The 17,780-nt window shown below is 63.4% G+C and carries 19 protein-coding genes; 11 read left to right on the top strand and 8 right to left on the bottom strand.

Annotation, left to right across the window (positions count from 1 at the left end; all coding sequences use genetic code 11):
* Positions 1 to 100 precede the first annotated feature (100 nt).
* From phnG to phnN, 9 genes are read left to right on the top strand one after another with little or no spacing between them, the layout of a single operon-like run.
* Entirely contained in the window at positions 101 to 553 is a 453-nt protein-coding gene (gene phnG / locus KUW17_RS11645; protein WP_222479200.1) for a phosphonate C-P lyase system protein PhnG, read from the top strand.
* Positions 553 to 1,137, top strand: coding sequence for a phosphonate C-P lyase system protein PhnH (gene phnH / locus KUW17_RS11650; RefSeq protein WP_222479203.1), 585 nt, complete (start codon positions 553 to 555; stop codon positions 1,135 to 1,137). The genes phnG and phnH overlap by 1 nt, the downstream gene beginning before the upstream one ends.
* 4 nt (positions 1,138 to 1,141) lie before the next feature.
* Complete coding sequence (locus KUW17_RS11655) at positions 1,142 to 2,242, top strand: carbon-phosphorus lyase complex subunit PhnI (protein ID WP_222479205.1); 1,101 nt, start codon at positions 1,142 to 1,144, stop codon at positions 2,240 to 2,242.
* Positions 2,239 to 3,084: a DMT family transporter gene (locus tag KUW17_RS11660; RefSeq protein ID WP_222479207.1), complete on the top strand. Its 846-nt coding sequence runs from the start codon at positions 2,239 to 2,241 to the stop codon at positions 3,082 to 3,084. Before KUW17_RS11655 ends, KUW17_RS11660 begins: the two co-directional genes overlap by 4 nt.
* A gap of 4 nt (positions 3,085 to 3,088) precedes the next feature.
* A complete protein-coding gene (locus KUW17_RS11665) occupies positions 3,089 to 3,946 on the top strand; it encodes an alpha-D-ribose 1-methylphosphonate 5-phosphate C-P-lyase PhnJ (protein ID WP_222479209.1) in 858 nt (285 codons plus the stop codon).
* Positions 3,943 to 4,341 (top strand): VOC family protein, encoded by a 399-nt coding sequence (locus KUW17_RS11670; RefSeq protein ID WP_222479211.1) that lies wholly within the window; start codon positions 3,943 to 3,945, stop codon positions 4,339 to 4,341. Before KUW17_RS11665 ends, KUW17_RS11670 begins: the two co-directional genes overlap by 4 nt.
* Positions 4,328 to 5,122, top strand: coding sequence for a phosphonate C-P lyase system protein PhnK (gene phnK, locus KUW17_RS11675; protein ID WP_222479214.1), 795 nt, complete (start codon positions 4,328 to 4,330; stop codon positions 5,120 to 5,122). Before KUW17_RS11670 ends, phnK begins: the two co-directional genes overlap by 14 nt.
* A 10-nt stretch (positions 5,123 to 5,132) precedes the next feature.
* On the top strand, positions 5,133 to 5,816 hold the full coding sequence (gene phnL, locus KUW17_RS11680) for a phosphonate C-P lyase system protein PhnL (protein ID WP_222479217.1): 684 nt from the start codon (positions 5,133 to 5,135) through the stop codon (positions 5,814 to 5,816).
* Positions 5,813 to 6,373 (top strand): phosphonate metabolism protein/1,5-bisphosphokinase (PRPP-forming) PhnN, encoded by a 561-nt coding sequence (gene phnN, locus KUW17_RS11685; RefSeq protein WP_222479220.1) that lies wholly within the window; start codon positions 5,813 to 5,815, stop codon positions 6,371 to 6,373. The genes phnL and phnN overlap by 4 nt, the downstream gene beginning before the upstream one ends.
* Here the strand turns inward: phnN and KUW17_RS11690 are convergent.
* Positions 6,355 to 7,038, bottom strand: a complete 684-nt coding sequence (locus KUW17_RS11690; protein ID WP_222479222.1) for a DUF1045 domain-containing protein — start codon at positions 7,036 to 7,038, stop codon at positions 6,355 to 6,357. The two genes, phnN and KUW17_RS11690, sit on opposite strands and share 19 nt — an antisense overlap.
* 50 nt (positions 7,039 to 7,088) lie before the next feature.
* Here KUW17_RS11690 and KUW17_RS11695 point away from each other — a divergent pair, with 50 nt between their 5' ends.
* The gene (locus KUW17_RS11695; RefSeq protein WP_222479224.1) at positions 7,089 to 8,231 is read left to right on the top strand and encodes an alpha-D-ribose 1-methylphosphonate 5-triphosphate diphosphatase; all 1,143 of its coding nucleotides are present in this window, start codon (positions 7,089 to 7,091) and stop codon (positions 8,229 to 8,231) included.
* An 83-nt stretch (positions 8,232 to 8,314) separates the two neighbouring features.
* On the opposite strand, the gene KUW17_RS11700 is transcribed toward KUW17_RS11695, so the two are convergent.
* The 7 genes from KUW17_RS11700 to KUW17_RS11730 are packed head-to-tail and all read right to left on the bottom strand — an operon-like array spanning position 8,315 to position 14,828.
* Positions 8,315 to 8,794 carry a class I SAM-dependent methyltransferase gene (locus tag KUW17_RS11700; protein WP_222479226.1) on the bottom strand — a complete coding sequence of 160 codons (480 nt, stop codon included), beginning with the start codon at positions 8,792 to 8,794 and terminating at the stop codon, positions 8,315 to 8,317.
* Entirely contained in the window at positions 8,795 to 9,553 is a 759-nt protein-coding gene (locus KUW17_RS11705; protein WP_222479228.1) for a polysaccharide deacetylase family protein, read from the bottom strand.
* Complete coding sequence (locus KUW17_RS11710) at positions 9,550 to 10,686, bottom strand: glycosyltransferase family protein (protein WP_222479231.1); 1,137 nt, start codon at positions 10,684 to 10,686, stop codon at positions 9,550 to 9,552. Before KUW17_RS11710 ends, KUW17_RS11705 begins: the two co-directional genes overlap by 4 nt.
* The gene (locus KUW17_RS11715; protein ID WP_222479233.1) at positions 10,683 to 11,270 is read right to left on the bottom strand and encodes a histidine phosphatase family protein; all 588 of its coding nucleotides are present in this window, start codon (positions 11,268 to 11,270) and stop codon (positions 10,683 to 10,685) included. Before KUW17_RS11715 ends, KUW17_RS11710 begins: the two co-directional genes overlap by 4 nt.
* Positions 11,267 to 12,355 (bottom strand): glycosyltransferase family 4 protein, encoded by a 1,089-nt coding sequence (locus KUW17_RS11720; protein ID WP_222479235.1) that lies wholly within the window; start codon positions 12,353 to 12,355, stop codon positions 11,267 to 11,269. Before KUW17_RS11720 ends, KUW17_RS11715 begins: the two co-directional genes overlap by 4 nt.
* A gap of 5 nt (positions 12,356 to 12,360) precedes the next feature.
* Positions 12,361 to 13,605: a glycosyltransferase family 4 protein gene (locus KUW17_RS11725; RefSeq protein WP_222479238.1), complete on the bottom strand. Its 1,245-nt coding sequence runs from the start codon at positions 13,603 to 13,605 to the stop codon at positions 12,361 to 12,363.
* Complete coding sequence (locus KUW17_RS11730) at positions 13,602 to 14,828, bottom strand: glycosyltransferase family protein (protein WP_261397167.1); 1,227 nt, start codon at positions 14,826 to 14,828, stop codon at positions 13,602 to 13,604. Before KUW17_RS11730 ends, KUW17_RS11725 begins: the two co-directional genes overlap by 4 nt.
* Positions 14,829 to 15,222: 394 nt before the next feature.
* On the opposite strand from KUW17_RS11730, the gene KUW17_RS11735 reads away from it, so the two are divergent.
* On the top strand, positions 15,223 to 17,610 hold the full coding sequence (locus tag KUW17_RS11735) for a mechanosensitive ion channel family protein (protein ID WP_222479240.1): 2,388 nt from the start codon (positions 15,223 to 15,225) through the stop codon (positions 17,608 to 17,610).
* The last annotated feature ends 170 nt before the right edge of the window (positions 17,611 to 17,780 follow it).

Raw genomic sequence — 17,780 nt, forward strand, 5'->3', positions numbered from 1 at the left:
AACTTTCACAACTCTTCGATTGCGCCGTTAAGCGCGACTCGGTTAGTATTTGTCTAGTTGTATAGAGTTAATAGACAACATGGCCAAGAGGCTTAGACAGATGAACACCACTTTTTTCGCAGAGGACCGCAAAGGCTGGATGAGCCTGCTGGCCTCCGCTGACGAGGCCCGGCTGACTGAACTGTGGCACGGCTTCGGGGCGGACCCTGCTTGCGAATTCCTGCGTGCCCCTGAGGCGGGCGGCGTCATGGTGCGCGGCCGCATGGGCGGCACCGGGGCTCCCTTCAATCTGGGTGAAATGACTGTCACCCGCTGCGCGCTGGCGCTGACCGATGGCACCGTCGGCCACGGCTATGTTCAGGGCCGCAGCAAGGCCAAGGCCGAAATCGCGGCCAAGGTTGATGCGCTGATGCAGACCGGTGCCGCGGAGGCCCTGCGTGCCGCGGTTCTGGCGCCGCTGGCCGAAGAGCGGCAGGCGCAAAAAGACACGCGCGCAGCCAAGGCAGCGGCAACCAAGGTCGAGTTTTTTACCATGGTGCGGGGAGAGGACTGATGAGACTGCAAACAAGCACTGCCGTCTATGCCGGCGGTTTCAGCAATCCCCCGGTGACGGCTGCGCATGCCTTTCGCGCGGCAATGAATGCAATGGCGCGCCCGGGCCAGATCCAGAACATCTCCGGTGCCATTCCGCCTGCGGGGGTGTCGGTGGCTGCGGGCACCCTGCTGCTGACGTTGTGTGATCCGGAAACTGGCGTCTATCTGACTCCAGGCTTGGACAGCGACGCGCTGCGCGGCTGGCTGACATTCCACACTGGCGCTCCGGTTGTTGAGGCCGGGCAGGCCGACTTTGCGCTGGGCACTTGGGACGCGTTGCTGCCGCTGACCCGGTTTCGCGCTGGGACCGCCGAATATCCCGACCGTTCCGCCACACTGATTATCGAGGTGCCTGGCTTCGGCCCGCCGAATGCGGCGCTGAAGGGACCGGGAATTAAGGGCACCGCCCAAATGCAGCTGCCCGAAATTTCTGCCTTCCGGAACAACGCAGTGCTGTACCCGCTGGGTGTGGATTTTTTCTTCACCGCGGGGGCGCAGGTCGCTGCGCTGCCGCGGTCAACCCAGGTCACGGCGGAGGCATAAGCGCATGTATGTTGCAGTCAAAGGCGGCGAGCGCGCCATTGAAAACGCCCATGCCTGGCTTGCCGAGGAGCGCCGCGGCAGCAAGGAGGTGTCAGAGCTGAGCCTCGCCCAGATCCGCGAGCAGCTGAGCCTGGCTGTGAACCGGGTGATGGCGGAGGGGTCGCTCTATGACCCGGACCTCGCTGCGCTGGCCATCAAGCAGTCGCGCGGCGATCTGATCGAGGCGATCTTCCTCATTCGCGCTTATCGAACCACCCTGCCGCGGTTCGGCTGCTCAAAGCCGGTGGAGACCGGCAAAATGGCTTGCGACAGGCGTATTTCGGCGACCTTCAAGGATGCGCCGGGCGGGCAGGTGCTGGGGCCGACTTTCGACTACACCCACCGGCTGCTGGATTTCAAACTGGCCGCTGACGGCGAGGTGCCCGAAGCGGCAGTTGCCGAGCCGCGGCGGGAGGCCACGCCGCATATCACCGAATTCCTGCAGGGTGAGGATATCATCGAGCGCGAGCCGTTCTCGGATGCGGAGCCGGGCGATCTGACCCGCGAACCGATGTCTTTTCCGGCGGGCAGGGCGGTGCGCCTGCAGTCGCTCGCGCGCGGGGATGAGGGCTTCATCCTCGGCATGGCGTATTCGACCCAGCGCGGCTATGCGCGCAACCACGCCTTTGTCGGTGAGCTGCGCATCGGGTGTGTGCCGGTGGAGATGGAAATCCCCGAACTGGGTTTTGCCATCGAAATCGGCGAGGTGGAGCTGACCGAATGCGAGACCGTGAACCAGTTCAAGGGCTCCAAGACTGTGCCGCCGCAGTTCACCCGCGGCTACGGGCTGGTTTTCGGCCAGTCGGAGCGCAAGTCCATCGCCATGGCGCTGGTGGATCGTGCGCTGCGCTGGGAGGAACTGGGCGAGGATAACGTGGGGGCTGCGGCGCAGGACGAGGAGTTTGTCCTGAGCCACGCCGACAACATCCAGGCAACCGGATTCCTGGAGCACATCAAGCTGCCGCACTATGTGGACTTCCAGTCCGAGCTGGAGCTGGTCCGAAAACTGCGCCGGGAGGCAGAGGAACTGGCGCAGACGCTGGCGGCACGGGAGGCCGCGGAATGAGCGGGACCGTATTTGCCGTCGTGCTGCTGGCCGCCGCTCTGCATGCAACTTGGAATGCGCTGGTCAAAGGCGGTGCTGACAAGACAGCTTCGATGACGGCGGTTGTTCTGGGGCAGGGGGCGGCAGGGCTGCTGCTGCTGCCCATCGCGCCGCCCCTGGATTGGGCGTGCTGGCCTTATTTGCTGGCGGGCATTGCGCTGCATCTGGGCTACCAGCTGTTCCTCATTCAGTCCTACAAGCTGGGCGATCTCACGCAGGTCTACCCGATAGCCCGCGGAGCCTCTCCGCTCCTGGTGGCTGCGGGGACTGCCATGTTCCTCGGCGCTGCTTTCAGCCAGGCGGAGTTGCTGGCGCTGCTGATGATATCGGCCGGTATCCTGTCGATTGCGCTGGTGCGCAGGCAGGATGGCACCTTCAGCATGAAAGCCGGTGCACTGGCGCTGGTGACGGGTATGTTCATTGCCTCCTATTCCATCGTCGACGGCCAGGGCGCACGGGTTGCCGGCACTGCGCTTGGCTTTTTCGGCACATTGACTGCCGCCAATGCGCTTGCCTTCGGAGCAATCATCGGGGTGTCCCGTCCGGAGATGCTGCGGGGGCTGCCGGCCTTGTGGAGGCTGGCGGTTTTCGGCGGCGGTGCCTCCTTCACGGCATATGTCCTGGTGGTGTGGGCCTTCACGCAGGCGCCCATCGCGCTGGTCACTGCGCTGCGCGAGACCTCGATCATCTTTGCCCTCCTGCTGGGGGTCGGTTTCCTTGGCGAGAAACTGGATCTCAGGAAAGTTTTTTCAACCGCGCTGACCCTTGCCGGGGCGGTGCTGCTCAGACTGAACCGGAGCTGACCCGATGAGTGACTACAACTTCGCCTATCTGGACGAACAGACCAAGCGGATGATCCGCCGGGCGATCCTCAAGGGCCTCGCTGTGCCCGGCTATCAGGTGCCCTTTGCCAGCCGCGAGATGCCGATGCCCTATGGCTGGGGTACTGGTGGCGTGCAGGTCTCTGCCGCAACACTGACCCCGGATGACACGCTGAAAGTGATCGATCAGGGCGCAGACGATACCACCAATGCGGTCTCCATCCGCAAGTTCTTTGAAAAGACCGCGGGGGTATCGACCACTGAGGTAACGGAGAAGGCCAGCGTCATCCAGACACGCCACCGGATCCCGGAGGCGGCCTTATCGGAGGACCAGATCCTGGTCTATCAGGTGCCGATCCCGGAGCCGCTGCGCTTTCTGGAGCCGCGGGAGACCGAAACCCGCAAGATGCATGCGCTGCAGGAATACGGGCTGATGCATGTGAAGCTTTACGAGGACATTTCGCAGCACGGTGCGATTGCCACCGCCTATGCCTACCCGGTGAAGGTGGAGGGGCGCTATGTGATGGATCCGTCGCCGATCCCGAAGTTCGACAACCCCAAGATGGAGATGGCGGCCATCCAGCTGTTCGGCGCAGGCCGGGAGCAGCGCATCTATGCGCTTCCGCCCTATACTAAAGTGGTTTCACTGGATTTCGAGGATTACCCGTTTGAGGCCAGCAAGGCGGATCATCCCTGCGACTTGTGCGGGGCAGAGGACAGCTATCTGGACGAGGTGATCCTGGATGACGCCGGGAGCCGGATGTTTGTTTGTTCGGATACGGACTATTGCCGCTCGCGGCGCGATGCCGGCCACATCGGCCGTATGGGAGAACTGGCAGCATGAGCTCGGAAGTATTGGGCATTGATCACCTGGGTCTGACCGTCGGAGATCTGGAGGCCAGCCTTGGCTTTTTCACAGGCTGCCTGGGGTGGGAGAAATTCGGCGGCAATCCGGGATATCCTTCTGCCTACGTGACCAACGGGCACGCCAAGATCACGCTCTGGCAACGGGTGGAAGAAGGAGCAGGCTTTGACCGCAAGGCCAACATAGGCCTGCACCATACCGCGCTGAAAGTCGCGGACGAGAACGCGCTTTTGCGGTTGTTTCAACAGATAAAAGCCTGGCCCGGTGTGACCGTCGAGTTTGCGCCGGAGCTGTCCGGCAGCGGCCCCAAGAAGCATTTCATGATCCTGGAACCGGGCGGCACCCGGCTGGAGTTTTCCTATGACCCGAGATGACGGCAACCTGGCAGTCCCGCTGCTGCAAGTGAGGAATGTCAGCAAACTTTATGGCGCGCGGATCGGCTGCTCTGATGTGAGCTTTGATCTGTACCCCGGCGAAGTCATGGGGATCGTCGGCGAGAGCGGTTCCGGAAAGTCGACCCTGTTGAACAGCCTTGCGGGCCATCTGGTCCCGGACCGGGGCGAAGTGATCTTTGACACCCGCGCGGAGGGGCCGGTGGATACCGTCACCATGTCAGAACCCGAACGGCGGATGCTGAGCCGCACCGACTGGGCCTTCGTGCATCAGCACGCCCGCGACGGATTGCGGATGTCTGTCAGCGCGGGCGGCAACATCGGCGAGCGGCTGATGGCCGTGGGCGATCGCCACTATGGTTCGATCCGCGAACGTGCCGCTGATTGGCTGGGCCGGGTCGAGATCAGGGAATGCCGGATTGATGACCGCCCCTCGGCTTTTTCCGGCGGCATGCAGCAGCGGCTGCAAATTGCCCGCAACCTGGTGACCGGCCCGCGGCTGGTGTTCATGGATGAACCCACCGGAGGTCTGGACGTGTCTGTTCAGGCCAAGCTGCTGGACCTGCTGCGCGGGCTGGTGCGGGAAATGGGGCTGAGCGCGATCATTGTGACCCACGACCTGGCGGTGGTGCGGTTGCTGGCCGACCGGCTGATGGTGATGAAGGACGGCCATGTGATTGAAACCGGACTGACGGATCAAGTGCTGGACGATCCCCAGCACGCCTACACACAGCTGCTGGTTTCCAGCGTGCTGCAAGTCTGAGGGCAAGGCGATGATTGAACTGAACGGTGTGAGCAAGAGCTTCACCCTGCACAACCAGGGCAGTGCGGTGATACCGGTGATGGAAAACGCCTCGCTAAGTGTGAAACTTGGCGAGTGTGTTGGTCTGACCGGGGATTCGGGGGCAGGCAAGTCCACCCTGATGCGGGTGATCTACGGCAACTATCTGGCGGCTTCCGGCAGCGTGGTGGTTGGCGGCGTCGATGTCGCCAAGGCAGAGCCGCGCGAAATTCTGGCGCTGCGCCGCGAAACGCTGGGCTATGTCAGCCAGTTCCTGCGGGTGGTTCCAAGGGTGCCGGCGCTGGACGTGGTGGCCGAGCCGCTGCTTGCTGCCGGCACGCCGGCGGAAGCCGCGCGCGACAAGGCGGCCTCTCTGCTGGCGCGGCTCAATATCCCCGAACGTCTGTGGAGCCTCAGCCCGACGACATTTTCAGGCGGGGAGCAGCAGCGGGTGAATATTGCCCGCGGCTTTGCCTATGCCTATCCTGCGATGCTGCTGGACGAGCCGACGGCGAGCCTGGATGCCCAGAACCGCGCAACAGTTCTGGGACTGATCGAAGACGCCAAGGCGCGCGGGGCCGCGATCATCGGCATTTTCCACGACGCAGCGGCGCGCGAACGAGTCTGCGACCGGTTTGTGGATGTCTCCAGCTTCTCTCGCGGAGCCGCGGCATGAGTGCGGCACCTGTGAAAGGGCCAGTTATTGCCGTGGTCGGGCCTTCCGGGGTCGGCAAGGACAGCCTGATGTCGGCGCTGGCGGTATGCTGCCCGCAGCTGCGGCTGATGCGCCGTGTGATTACCCGTGCCCCAGAAGCTGGCGGTGAGAACTATCAGGCCGTCACTGAGGCTGAGTTTTCCGCCCTGGCCGAGACTGGTGTCTTTGCCCTGCACTGGCAGGCGCATGGGCTTCACTACGGTATTCCGCAAGACATAGACACGCTGCGGCATGGATCTGCCGGCGTGCTGGTGAACCTTTCGCGTGCCGTGCTGCTGCAAGCGCAAGAGGTTTTCGAGGATCTCATCGTGCTGTCGGTCACCGCGCGGCCGGATGTTCTGGCGGAACGGCTTGCGGCCCGGGGCCGGGAGAACACCGAAAGTGTCCGGCGCCGTCTCGAACGGGCCGGAAACCCGCTGCCGGAGGGACTGGCCCGTGTCCATGAAATTGACAACAGCGGGGCGCTTAGCGCAGCAGTGAACGATGCGCTGACCGCGCTTCAGCCCGAGAGCGCGTAGCGGTGGATAATGTGGAAGTTTCCATCCGGCGCTTCCCCCATCAGCGCCAGGTCTCGGATCACAAGTGGCGCAGGCAGCAGTGGGATCAGATGCGTGCTGAGCGCGTCTTCAACCGCAGGCAATTCCTGCTTGGGCAGCTTGCCGCTGAGCGTGATGTGAAAGCGGAACTGCTCGAGCACGTAGGGGTAGCCCCAACGGCTGAGGTTGTGATCCTGCTGTGGCGTCAGCCCGGCGGTCCGGCGGCGATCCAGCTCAGCTTCGGACGCGGGTGCGCGGAACCTGTCGAGCTCTGTCACGCAGGCTGCGGCAAGCGCGTTCAGGGCGGTTTCGTCTCCAGTGGGGCGCAAAGCCAGAAAGCTGCCGAGACGGGCCAGGTGAAGGCCTTCCAGAATAACAGGTTTCTGCGTCGCGGCCAGCTCTGCGCAGGCAGCCTCCAGCGCGGCCTGGGTCTGCCCTTCGGCAAGACGCATCGGCGGCTTCAGTGTCGCGTGCAGCCCGTATTTGCGCGGCACGGCGGTGATTGCCGCGACATCCAGCTCCGCAATGTCAGGGTGGGGCAAGCTGCGTCCCGTCTCCAGGTCCCAGCCCAGCCAGCTGGCGCCGAAGCGGCTCCAGGCCTCATCGGCGGGGGGGGCATAATAGATCGCATATCGCGTGAATGTCACATTGGCCTCCTAGGTGTGGCCTTCCATAGCTTGAAAGATGTGAAGTTCAGATGACAGATGAATTGATCCTTGCCAATGCCACGCTGGTGCTGCCGGGCGAGACCCGGACCGGCAGTGTGAAGATTGCGGGCGGCGCGATTGCAGACATCGCGGATGGCGGCACCGTTCCGGCAGGCGCGGTGGATTGCGGCGGAGATTATGTCTGCCCGGGGCTGGTGGAGCTGCACACCGACAACCTGGAACGCCACATCCAGCCGCGCCCCAGGGTCGACTGGCCGCATGCCAGCGCCATAATCGCGCATGACGCCGAACTAGCCGGAATCGGGATAACTACCGTGTTTGATGCCATGCGCGTCGGCTCGATCAGCCGAAAAGAAAGCCGGTATGGCGCTTATGCCCGCAGGCTGGCCAGCGAACTGCTGGAACTTCGGGCTGCAGAGGCTTTGAAAATTTCTCACTTCCTGCATTTACGGGCGGAAGTCTGTTCAGACTCACTGGTTGCGGAACTTGACGCCTTTGGAGAGGCAGACCGGGTCGGGCTGGTCTCCCTGATGGACCACACACCGGGGCAGCGGCAGTTTCGCGACATCTCCAAGTTGGAAGCTTATGTGAAAGGCAAGCACGGGTTTGATGATGCAGGTTTCCAGGCGCATATCTCGCACCTGAGGGAGCTGCGGGAGACCTATGGAGATCTGCATGAGGCGGAGGCGGTAAAGGCTGCGAAGCGGTTCGGCGCGGTCCTGGCGAGTCATGATGATACGACCGCGGGGCAGGTAGCAGTTTCCGCAGCCCACGGCATTCGCCTGGCGGAATTCCCGACGACCGTGGAGGCCGCAAGGGCGTGCCACTCCCATAACATCAAGGTGATGATGGGCGCGCCCAACTTGATCCGCGGCGGCTCGCACTCCGGCAATGTGGCGGCGCAGGAACTGGCGGACCTAGAACTGCTGGATATCTTGTCGTCAGATTACGTCCCGGCGGCACTGTTGATGGCCGCGGTCAAGCTCGGCCGGCTGTGGGGCGACATGGCGCGGGGGCTGGGCACCGTGACTCATGGCCCGGCCGATGCGGTAGGGCTGCATGACCGGGGGCGGCTGGCAACCGGCAAACGCGCCGACCTGATCCGCTTTGGCATCAAGGCAGGCACGCCCGCTTTGCGAGGGGTCTGGTCGCGCGGGGTGCGGGTGGCCTGACAGCGAGGTCTGGGTGAAAGGCGCCCGCTGTCTTGCAGTCCAAGCGTGCACTGCCCGGCCGCAGGGGCCGGGCGGGTCCGGGATCAGCCGGCCCGGTAGAACATGTAGCGTCCCGGGGGTATGCCCGCGGGGCCGTCCAGTTCCTCGAACCCGGCCAGCGGCTGGCCGGACACAATGATGCCGCCAGGAGCCATAACCTGGGCAATAGCGGGGGAGAGCGCAGCCGCTTCTGCAACGTCCCTTTCCTTGACACCAAAGCCGAAATCATAATGGGCCAGGGCGATCCTGTGGCCTTCCGCGGCCAGCTTTTCAAGCATCGGCTGGGCTTCGCCTTGCAGGAAGTCCTGCTCCGGCGGCACGCAAGCGGGGTGGCATTGCAGAACCCGGTCGATCACCCAGATCCGGCGGGCTGCCAGGACTTCGCGCAGGTGGTCGTAGGTGCGCCCGTTGCCAAGCCCCATGTCCAGAACATCACCGTCCATTGTGCTGATCTGTTCTGCGGCCCAGTTCAGCCCGTCGCGCTGGGCAGTCAGGCGGCGCAGCATTGAGTCGAGGCGGCTCATTCAGGACATCCTTTCATCATAAATCCAAGCTTCACCAGGGCCATCCAGCAAGCGTTTGGCCAGCGCACTGATGAAGGACCAGATAGCCTCGTCATGCACCAGATGGTGGGTCAGCAGCCCGTAGGGCTCAGCGTTGTCCGCCTCTCCCAGGCGGCGGTCGCGCAGCTGGCGCGCAACTTGTGCGATCAGCTGTTCCGGAGGCAGCAGGCTGCGGCCGCCCTTCCAGTCGATCGGGTCCAGATGGGTGTTCACGCGCAGAAGGCCGGAGGCAGGCTTGGCCGCCTTGCGCGGGGCAAATGTGGAAACTGCAGTGAAGCCGGCACCGGCCAGCCAGGTCAGCATTTCCGGCGAGATCCGGTTCCAGGGCGGCACGAACATCGGCCGAAGGCTGCTGCCGAACAACTCCTTCAAAGCGGTCAGGCCATGTTCAGCGTCTTCCAGCAACTCTTCCAGCGGGCGGTGCGCACCGAACTCTGCCTTTTTTTCCCCTGCCGGGGCGTGGTTCTGATGCGCCCAGCCATGGACCACAGGGATCAACTGCGGATTGTCGGCGGCAAAACGGGCCAGATCAGCGGTGGCGCCCTGCGGGATCACGGCTAGGTGCACCGGCAGGTCAAGCTCCGCTGAGAGGTCTGCCAATCGCTCCAATTCGGCGGACTGGGACATCGCGTCGTCGTCCCGCCACCACAACGGCAGCGTCAGGTTTCCCTTCTGCCAATGGGCCAATTCCCTGTCCAGCGCGCTCCAGTCTGGTGTCATCCCCGCCCTCCCGCAAGTTCTGCGGCAATCTCCACACTCCGGGCGGCGCCGTCAAACCTGAAACCGCCTGCAACCCGCGGCGGTGCGTGCAAAACCGCTTTGACAGCAGCGCATAGCGTTTCGGGGGTCAGGTCGGCAGTTCTGACCACTTCGATGCCGTTCAGAGGGGCGAGACTGGCGGCGCGAAGCCCCTGTTCTTTCTCGTTTCCGGCGTCAAAAGGGATCAGAACCGAGGGCGTCCCTGCTTGCAACAGGTCCAGCGCGGTATTGTAGCCGCACATGCTGATGGAGGCCGCGGCGTGCGAGAGCATCTGGCGGAAGTCTTTGCGGGCAGGCTCCAGCAGCGCGGGAGAGCCAGTCTTGGAAAAGTCTGCAATCCGCGCTTTGGCATCCGTACCGCCGACCAGAAGCCGCCAGGGGGTACCCGGCATCAGCCTGGCTGCGTCCAGTGCGCATTGATAAAGCGGTGTGCCGACACTGCCGCCGCCTGCGCTGACCAGGACTTCTCCGCTGCCTGCCTGATGCGGGTGGGGGCCTGCCGCCGGCGGTGCAACATAGCCGGTGTAGCGCAGCTTTCCCGCAAGCAATTCTGAGACTGGCCAGCTGGCCTCAAGCCGGGTGGCGGCGGGGTCGGAGTGCACCAGCACCGCGTCATAGTACCCAGCGATGACTGCATCGGCCTTCTCAGCCTTCTCCGGTTTGGACGGCGGCGCGAGGATGTCGCGGATGGAGGACAGGATCACCGGCCGCCGGGGCAGCGCATGGGCCGTTTGCAGCAGTGTCAGAAACTCCTTGCGCAGGGAGCGGCGGCCGAACGGGTAGAGCTCGGTGATCAGCACGTCTGGCTGCATATCCTCAAGAGCTTGGCATAGGGCGGTCTGACGTCGGGCCAGATAGGCTTCTCCCGCCAGGGAGCCGTCCTCTGCCAGCAGCCGGGTGAAGTCTACCCCGTCGGAGCGCAGCGGGGGCAACTGCAGCAGGCCGATCCCGTCTGCATGGAGCTGCGGCGCCGGAAAACCGCCGGATGCGACCTGCACGGTGTGACCAGCCTTAATAAAGCCCCTCGCCAGCGTCAGAGCGCGGGACAGATGGCCGGTGCCAAGCAGGTGGGTAACGGCGATCATAACCTTCATGAGGGACCCCTGCGGAGCAACCGGACCGGCTCCGCCCATGGAGTTAGGTCTAGCCCGTCAACTTCGACGACAAACAGTCGGTTGCGCTTGATGCGGAAGGGAGCGGGGCCGTTGAAGCCCCAGCCAAAGGCGCGGGCCAGGATCATACGCATGATGCCGATATGGCAAACCGCCACTGCGTCCCGCTCCAAACTGGCCAGCCAGAGTTCAATGCGGGACCAGACCTCAGCAGGGGTCTCGCCGCCGGGCGGGCGGTAGTCCCATCCCCACTCTTCGATATCGCGGAAACCGCTGCCGGGGTCTGCTTTCAGGTCCAGCCCGTGCAGTCCTTCCCACGCGCCCCAGTTCATCTCGATGAGTTCGGGTGCCGCTCGCGGCGCGCGGTCAGCGACCAGTTCCGCAGTTTCCACCGCACGCATTAACGGACTGGACCAAAGTTCCGCCTGTTGCCAGTCCGCGGGCAGGAAGCAACCGCCAAGCTCCACCCGGGCCTGGTCGTCCAGGGGGATGTCGCTGCGGCCCTGGATGCGGCCGGCGCGGTTCCAAGCGGTATGCCCGTGGCGCAAAAGGGCTAGGCGGATCATGCGGATGGCTCCATCAGCGGCAAAACGGTTTCCCAGAACTGCCGGGCAGCGGCCGGGGCGAGGTGTTGGTTCGATATGAAGTCCCGGGCATCCCGGGCAGTTTTGGCGCGGAGCGATCGGTTTGCAAGCAGGCGACTGGCAAAGGATGCAAGCGCCTGTGCGCCATCTTCCGGTGCCGGGTACGGCCGGGGCAGCAGAACGTCCCGAACGCCGGGGCGGTCCTGAGCGGCAATCGGCAGGCCGTGGGCCTGTGCTTCCAGGTAGACCATGCCAAAGGCTTCATTCACGCCGGGCCACAGGAACAGGCTGGCTTTGGCATAGGCTGCAGCCAGTTCCTCGCGCGTCAGCTGGCCTAGGAAGCGGACCTTGTCACCGAATGGCGCCATCAGCGTCTCAACGTCGGCACGGGCCGGACCGTCTCCGGCGATTTCGAGGCGCCAATCGCCGGGCAGCAGGGCAAGCGTATCCGCGATGATGCTGTAAGACGTGAATTTGTCGCCCGCGCGCATCATGCCTGCGGTCAGCATCGGGCCGTCCAGGGTGGATGCGGCAGGCAAATCCTCAAGCGTGAGGAAGGGTGGCAGGTGGGCTATCTTCTGGTTGCCGAAGCGGTCACGCTGCAGCGCAAAGCGGTCATGCCGGGTGAAGTAAAATATCGCAGACGCGTGGTCGGCGGCGGCGTGTGCCGCTTTTGCGAACTCTCCCCAAGGCCCAGCCAGCCGCTTCTTGGCGCGGGTGGATTCAATCTGCACATAGGGGATGCCCCGGGCCAAGGCCACGGCAGGGCCTATCAGATCCGGAGCTTTGTAGTAATTGTGGTAGGTGACCCAGAGGTCCGCGTCCGGCATCTGCGCGATCAGCCGGGCGGCCTCTGCATCAGCCGCCTTGCGCAGTGCGGTTTGCAAGGCCGGGTCGCCGCGTTTGTCATAAATTCTGAGATCGGAAACCAGTTGCACACCGGTCCCGCTCGTGCGGAGCAGGTCCATCAGGTTGCGGGCAATTTCGCGATCGCCGGAGGGCACCGGGTGATGCGGCGGCTTCATCGGCGCGTAGAAGGCAACCCGCATTCCGGCTCTCGGCTGCATGGCCGTCAGCCGCCGTGCAGCATTGCGCTCAGCCGCTTCGAGAGCCGGGCAATGCCGGGATCCATGCCGAAATCCATGCGCAGACGGTCAAGCGCGGCCTCGGCCATTGCGGCCAGTTGCTGCGGCTGCCGGGCGGCGAAAAGCAGGGTTTCGGCCAGCGCTTCGGGGCTGTCCTCGCTCAGCAGGCCATGGGTGCCATGGGTTATGAATTCCGGAATAGCGGACACCGGGGTCGACAGGATGGGCAGGCGCTGCGAAGCAGCCTCCATTAGCACGTTGGGCAGCCCGTCGCGGTCGCCGTCCGCTGCCACCCGGCTGGGCAGCACAAACAGGTCAGAGGAGCGCATTTCCTCGATTACTTCCGGCTGGTCGCAGGCCCCTCGCCAGGTGATGCGGCGGGCAATGCCTGCATCTTCGGCCATGCCTTGCAGAAGGTCTCCCAGACCGCCGCCGCCGATATGGGTCCAATGCCAGTCAAGACCTGCAGGCAGCAGCGCGAGAGCAGCGATCAGCCGGTCAAAGCCTTTTTTCTCGACTAGGCGGCCAACCGACATGAAATGTATCGGATCCTGAGCGAGACGCTGCTGCCGCACAGGCGGGGCGGGGAAGCGGGACAGGTCGAGACCGTGGTAAACCAGATCGACCCGGTCTGGCGTGTCGGCCAGCTGTTGCAGGTGCTTTGCCCCGAACCCGGTGCAGGTGGCGCCGAAAGCCGCACCGTGATGAGCCGCGGAAAGCTTTTCCTGAAGTTCCCAGCCGGGTGAGGTCCAGATATCCTTGGCGTGCGCCGAAAAACTCCAGGGCAGGCCACGCATGATCGCGGCATATCGGGCCACCGAGGAGGGGGTATGTAGGAAATGCGCATAAAGCCCCAGCACCTCCGCGGGCATTTCGGCAGCCAAAACACAGGCCTGCCCGAAACGGCGGATGCGGTTAGGGGTCAGATCGCGGCGCAGATCGGCGCGCCAGATGCGGTAGGCCTCGGCGTAGCCGGGAAGCTGCTGAGCCTGCGCGCGTGCACGCCAAACCCGCTCGGGTTCCTGATAAAGGTATTCGGGCAGGTAGTTTACCTTGGCCTGCAGCCGCGCGTGCAAGGGGTGCCGTTTGACGTCTGTTGGGTGCCGCAATGACCAGATCTCAAAAGTGTGGCCAGCAGCCTCCAGCGCGACCAGTTCCTGGGCGATGAAAGTCTCGGACAGCCGGGGCCAGCCCTTTACAACAACTGCCAAAGGCGGACGGGCAGAGGTCATTCCGCGGCCTCTTTGCGCACGTCCTGCAAAAGCGCCGCTACCCGGCGGGTAACGTAGTCGAGCCCATCGAGCAGCCCTTCGGAACCTGCCGCAGACGGCGGCTTCTGGGTTGCCAATGCACGGATCGCCCTGGCCAGAGAAGGCGCAGTCCATCCGTCGCGGGTTTCATCCAGCATGGACGTGAGGCCGATCTCTTCGGCCCGGCTGGCCCGGATCCATTGCTCCAGCCTGGGGGTGGTGCGGGGCACGATCACTGCCGGTTTGTCAAAGGAAAGGACTTCGCAGAAAGTATTGTAGCCGCCCATGCAGACGACGCCCTGGGCGCCGGCAAACAGGGTCTCGATTTGCGATTCAAAACCAACGGCGGTGACACGGCCATCCAGCAGGGCAACGCGCTCTTCAAAGTCTTCACGGGTTTCGCCGGACAGAAATGGACCATAAACCAGCACTGCTCGGGGCGACAGGTCCGGATCCGCTTCATAGGCAGACAGCACCAGATCCACCATCATCTCGCCATCGCCGCCGCCGCCGGGGGTAACCAGCAGGTAGGGCTGCTCAGGCGGCTCGCCCACTTGGCCAAGGTCGCGGCGCAGATAGCCGGTCCAATGGATCCGGGCCTGCATCTCGGGCGTGAAGGGCAGCCCGGCGGTGGGGTCATAAACCGAGCGAGGCCCATAGACCCAGATTTCGTCATAGAAGTCGCGGGTGGCCTCGACCGCGTGTTTGCGCTCCCATTCTGCTGCCAGCACCTCCGGGTCATCCAGCACGTCGCGCAAGCCCAGCACTGTCTTGCATCGTCCACGCGACTTCAGAAGATCAAGCGCTGGCATCAGCTCGCCGCGAAAGCCGGTGGGTTCCTTGTCAGCGATGAGAACGTCAGGGTCATACTGCTCAACGGTTGAGCGGATCAGGGCCGCGCGCAGGTCTGCGGTTTCCTCTATGCTCATCCCCATCGTGCGCGAGGCATAGGAACCGTCCGACCGTTTGATAACGCCGGGCAGACGCACGTGGTCAACCCGGGACGGGAAGGAGAACCTGCCAGCCACGGGGGAGCCTGTTAGGATCAGCGCAGAAGCATCGGGATTGTCAGCCGTGATTGCCCCAGCCAGCGCCCGCGACCGGCGCAAGTGCCCCAGCCCGAAGGTGTCATGGCTGTAGAACATGATCCGGGGACCGCGTCTGGCGGTTTCCGCTGTGCGGTGGGTGATGCCTGTGTCCGTCATTGGATCGCCTGGTTGGATTTCCGGCCTGTGCCTGGCTGCAAGCAGGCCGCGGCGGCACCAGAAGCAGGCCAGCCTGCGCTGCCGCTCGTTTCCGGGCGCGTGCTGCTATGCTCCGCCATCTTCCGCCTCAGTTTGCGTGCCCGTTGTCCGTAGGCGGCAGGGGCACGGTCAGTATTTGCTTTCGCCGCTTCCGGTCCTGACTGGTTGCAGGCAGGCCGCAGCATCACGGGTTTCCGCCCGAAGGGCTGATATCTGAATTTGTATAACTTGGACCCCTTGCGCATGCAATCATGCGGCCCTGTTGCAAGGTGCACAGTAAATTGCGCGCGCGCTATTTGCGCAACGCCCCGGCAGGTGGTTAATTTGGCTCAAGTTTCCATAAGGATAGCCCGACATGCTGCACTCACTGTTTCGGATTCTCTTCTGTCTGCTGCTGGGCTTCGGGCTGACGGCTCACGCCAGTGCGCAGGAAAGTGACGCAAGCGGCGCGGAGGCGCTCTCCCAGGCTATTGAGCAAGCCGCTGAAAGCGGTGTCAGCGTGCTGGTTGTCGACAGCAGCGGCCGGTTACTGAATGCGCCGCCGGAGTCAGGGCAGCAGGAAGGCCCGTCCGCCTCCGGCGCGATGGAGCAGCCGTCAGCGCTGATGAAGGCCCAGTCCAGGGTCGCAGCCTTCCGGGCAGAACTGAACAGCCGGCTGGAGGCGCTGCCGTATTCAGTCTTTGAGATGCAATACATCCTGCGCCAGACCAGTCCGGACGGGCGCATCATGACCTACGTCGAGGTGCTGGGCTGGAGTGTCCTGTTCCTGCTTATCGGGCGCTGGCTGTCTGTGGAAATCTACGGCAAGCGTTTCGCGAAAGGGTTTGTGGTCGCTCGGATCCGGGAAACTCCCGAAGGTTATCAGGAAAAGATGCCTTTCCTGGTCTTCCGCTTCCTGATGGGGATCGGGGCCACGATCTTTGCGATGATCTTTGCAGCCTTGATTTCGTATCTGATTTTCGGTGCGTCGGGCGATCCATCCATCGAGTTTACCGTCACGGCGATCTACACCGCCTACTTCCTGGCACGGACCGTATCGGACCTGTGGCGGATGGTGCTGTCACCTTTCCTGGCACAATACCGTATCCCGGTATTTTCCGACCGGGATGCCAAGCGGCTTTATATCTGGGCATCCTTGCTGGCGACTTACGACATTTCCTCGACGCTGTTTGCAACCTGGGTCGGGGATTTCGGTCTTAACTACAACGTCTATGCACTGGTCTACGGCGTTCTGGCGCTGGTCGGGACGCTGGGTAATCTGCTGATGGTGCTGGTCAACGGCCGGGCAATTTCCAATGCCATCCGTGCTGGCCGCCCGCCCGAAGACTGTTCGTGGCTGGTGCGGTTCCTCGCGGTCGCCTGGGCGCCGGTGCTGATGGTCTACATGGTTTTCGGCTGGCTAAAGCTGGCCTTCGATCTGGTGCTTGAGCACGAGGTGTCGATCCCTCTGATGGCGGGCAGCTACTTCGTTCTGACCACGATCCTGGTGGTTTATGGGGCGATCAATTATGTGATCGAACGGTATTTCCGCCGCAGCCTTGCTGTTCAAACCTCTTCAGCCGCGCAAGACGCAGCACCGGAAGCGGGCGGGGCGGGCGCTGACACTGAGACAGCGCAGCCGGACGGCGCTGCTTTGGAAGCGGAGGAAGAGGAGGGTGAGGAAGCCGCCCTCCCCAAGGTAAAACACCCGATCGGCACTTACGAAGATCTCGCCCGCAGGGTTGCAGGCATCCTGGCCTTTGTCGTCGGAGCCTATTCTCTGGTTATTGTCTGGAACCCGGACGCCAGCTGGCTCAAGACCACTGCTGCAGAGCGGGTGGTGGATGTGACTGTCATCCTGTTTATCGGCTATATCGTCTATCACCTGTTCCGGATCTGGATCGACAGCAAGATCGACGAAGAAGTGGGCGATGTTCCGGAGGCCGAGCTGGGCGATGAGGGCGGTGCCGGCGGGGCCAGCCGGCTGGCGACCCTGCTGCCGCTGTTCCGCGGTGCAATCCTGGCGGTGGTGCTGGTGTCGATCGTCCTGATCCTACTGCTGGAGCTGGGCATCAACGTCAGCCCGCTCTTTGCCGGTGCAGGTGTGGTTGGCCTGGCCGTGGGGTTTGGCTCGCAGACGCTGGTGCGGGATATCTTCTCGGGCGCATTCTTCCTGATTGATGATGCGTTCCGCAAAGGCGAATACATCGACATCGGCGATGTGAAAGGTACTGTCGAAAAGATCTCAGTCCGCTCCTTCCAGCTGCGCCATCATTTGGGCGCGCTGCACACCATCCCATTTGGCGAGATCAAGGTGCTGACCAATTACTCCCGCGACTGGGTGATGATGAAACTGCCGTTGCGGGTGACCTATGACACAGACGTGGAGAAGGTCAGAAAGCTGATCAAGAAGCTGGGTCAAAAGCTGATGGACGATCCGGTTGTCGGACATACCTTCATCCAGCCGTTGAAGTCGCAAGGTGTGATCGAGATGCAGGACTCGGCAATGATCATCCGGGTGAAATTCATGACCAAGCCGGGTGATCAGTGGATCGTCCGCAAGCGGGTGTATCAGGAAATCCGCGAGCTGTTCGCGCGCGAAGGTGTCAAATTCGCCCACCGCGAGGTCACGGTGCGCCTGGCTCCGGACCAGGAGGAAGAGGTGACACCGAAACAGAAGGAGGCCGCATTGGGAGCTGTGCAGGCAGCCATTGACGAAGACATGCTGGAAGACATGGGCGGGCCAGGCGGCGACGACCGCTGAGCGGGCTTGGCAGCGGGCGCCCTCCCGCCCACGCGATTGACCGCCGACGCGTTCGGCTTGGGGTTGGGCCTGGCGCCGCGCTGGCGCGCGGCGCGGTCTTGGGGCGTATAGCCGTGCAATACGCCGGGAAACTGGTGGGCGCTACTTTCCAGGTTTGTTTTTTGGCGAGG

This window comes from Leisingera aquaemixtae, assembly GCF_019801145.1.
Lineage (GTDB): Bacteria > Pseudomonadota > Alphaproteobacteria > Rhodobacterales > Rhodobacteraceae > Leisingera > Leisingera aquaemixtae_A.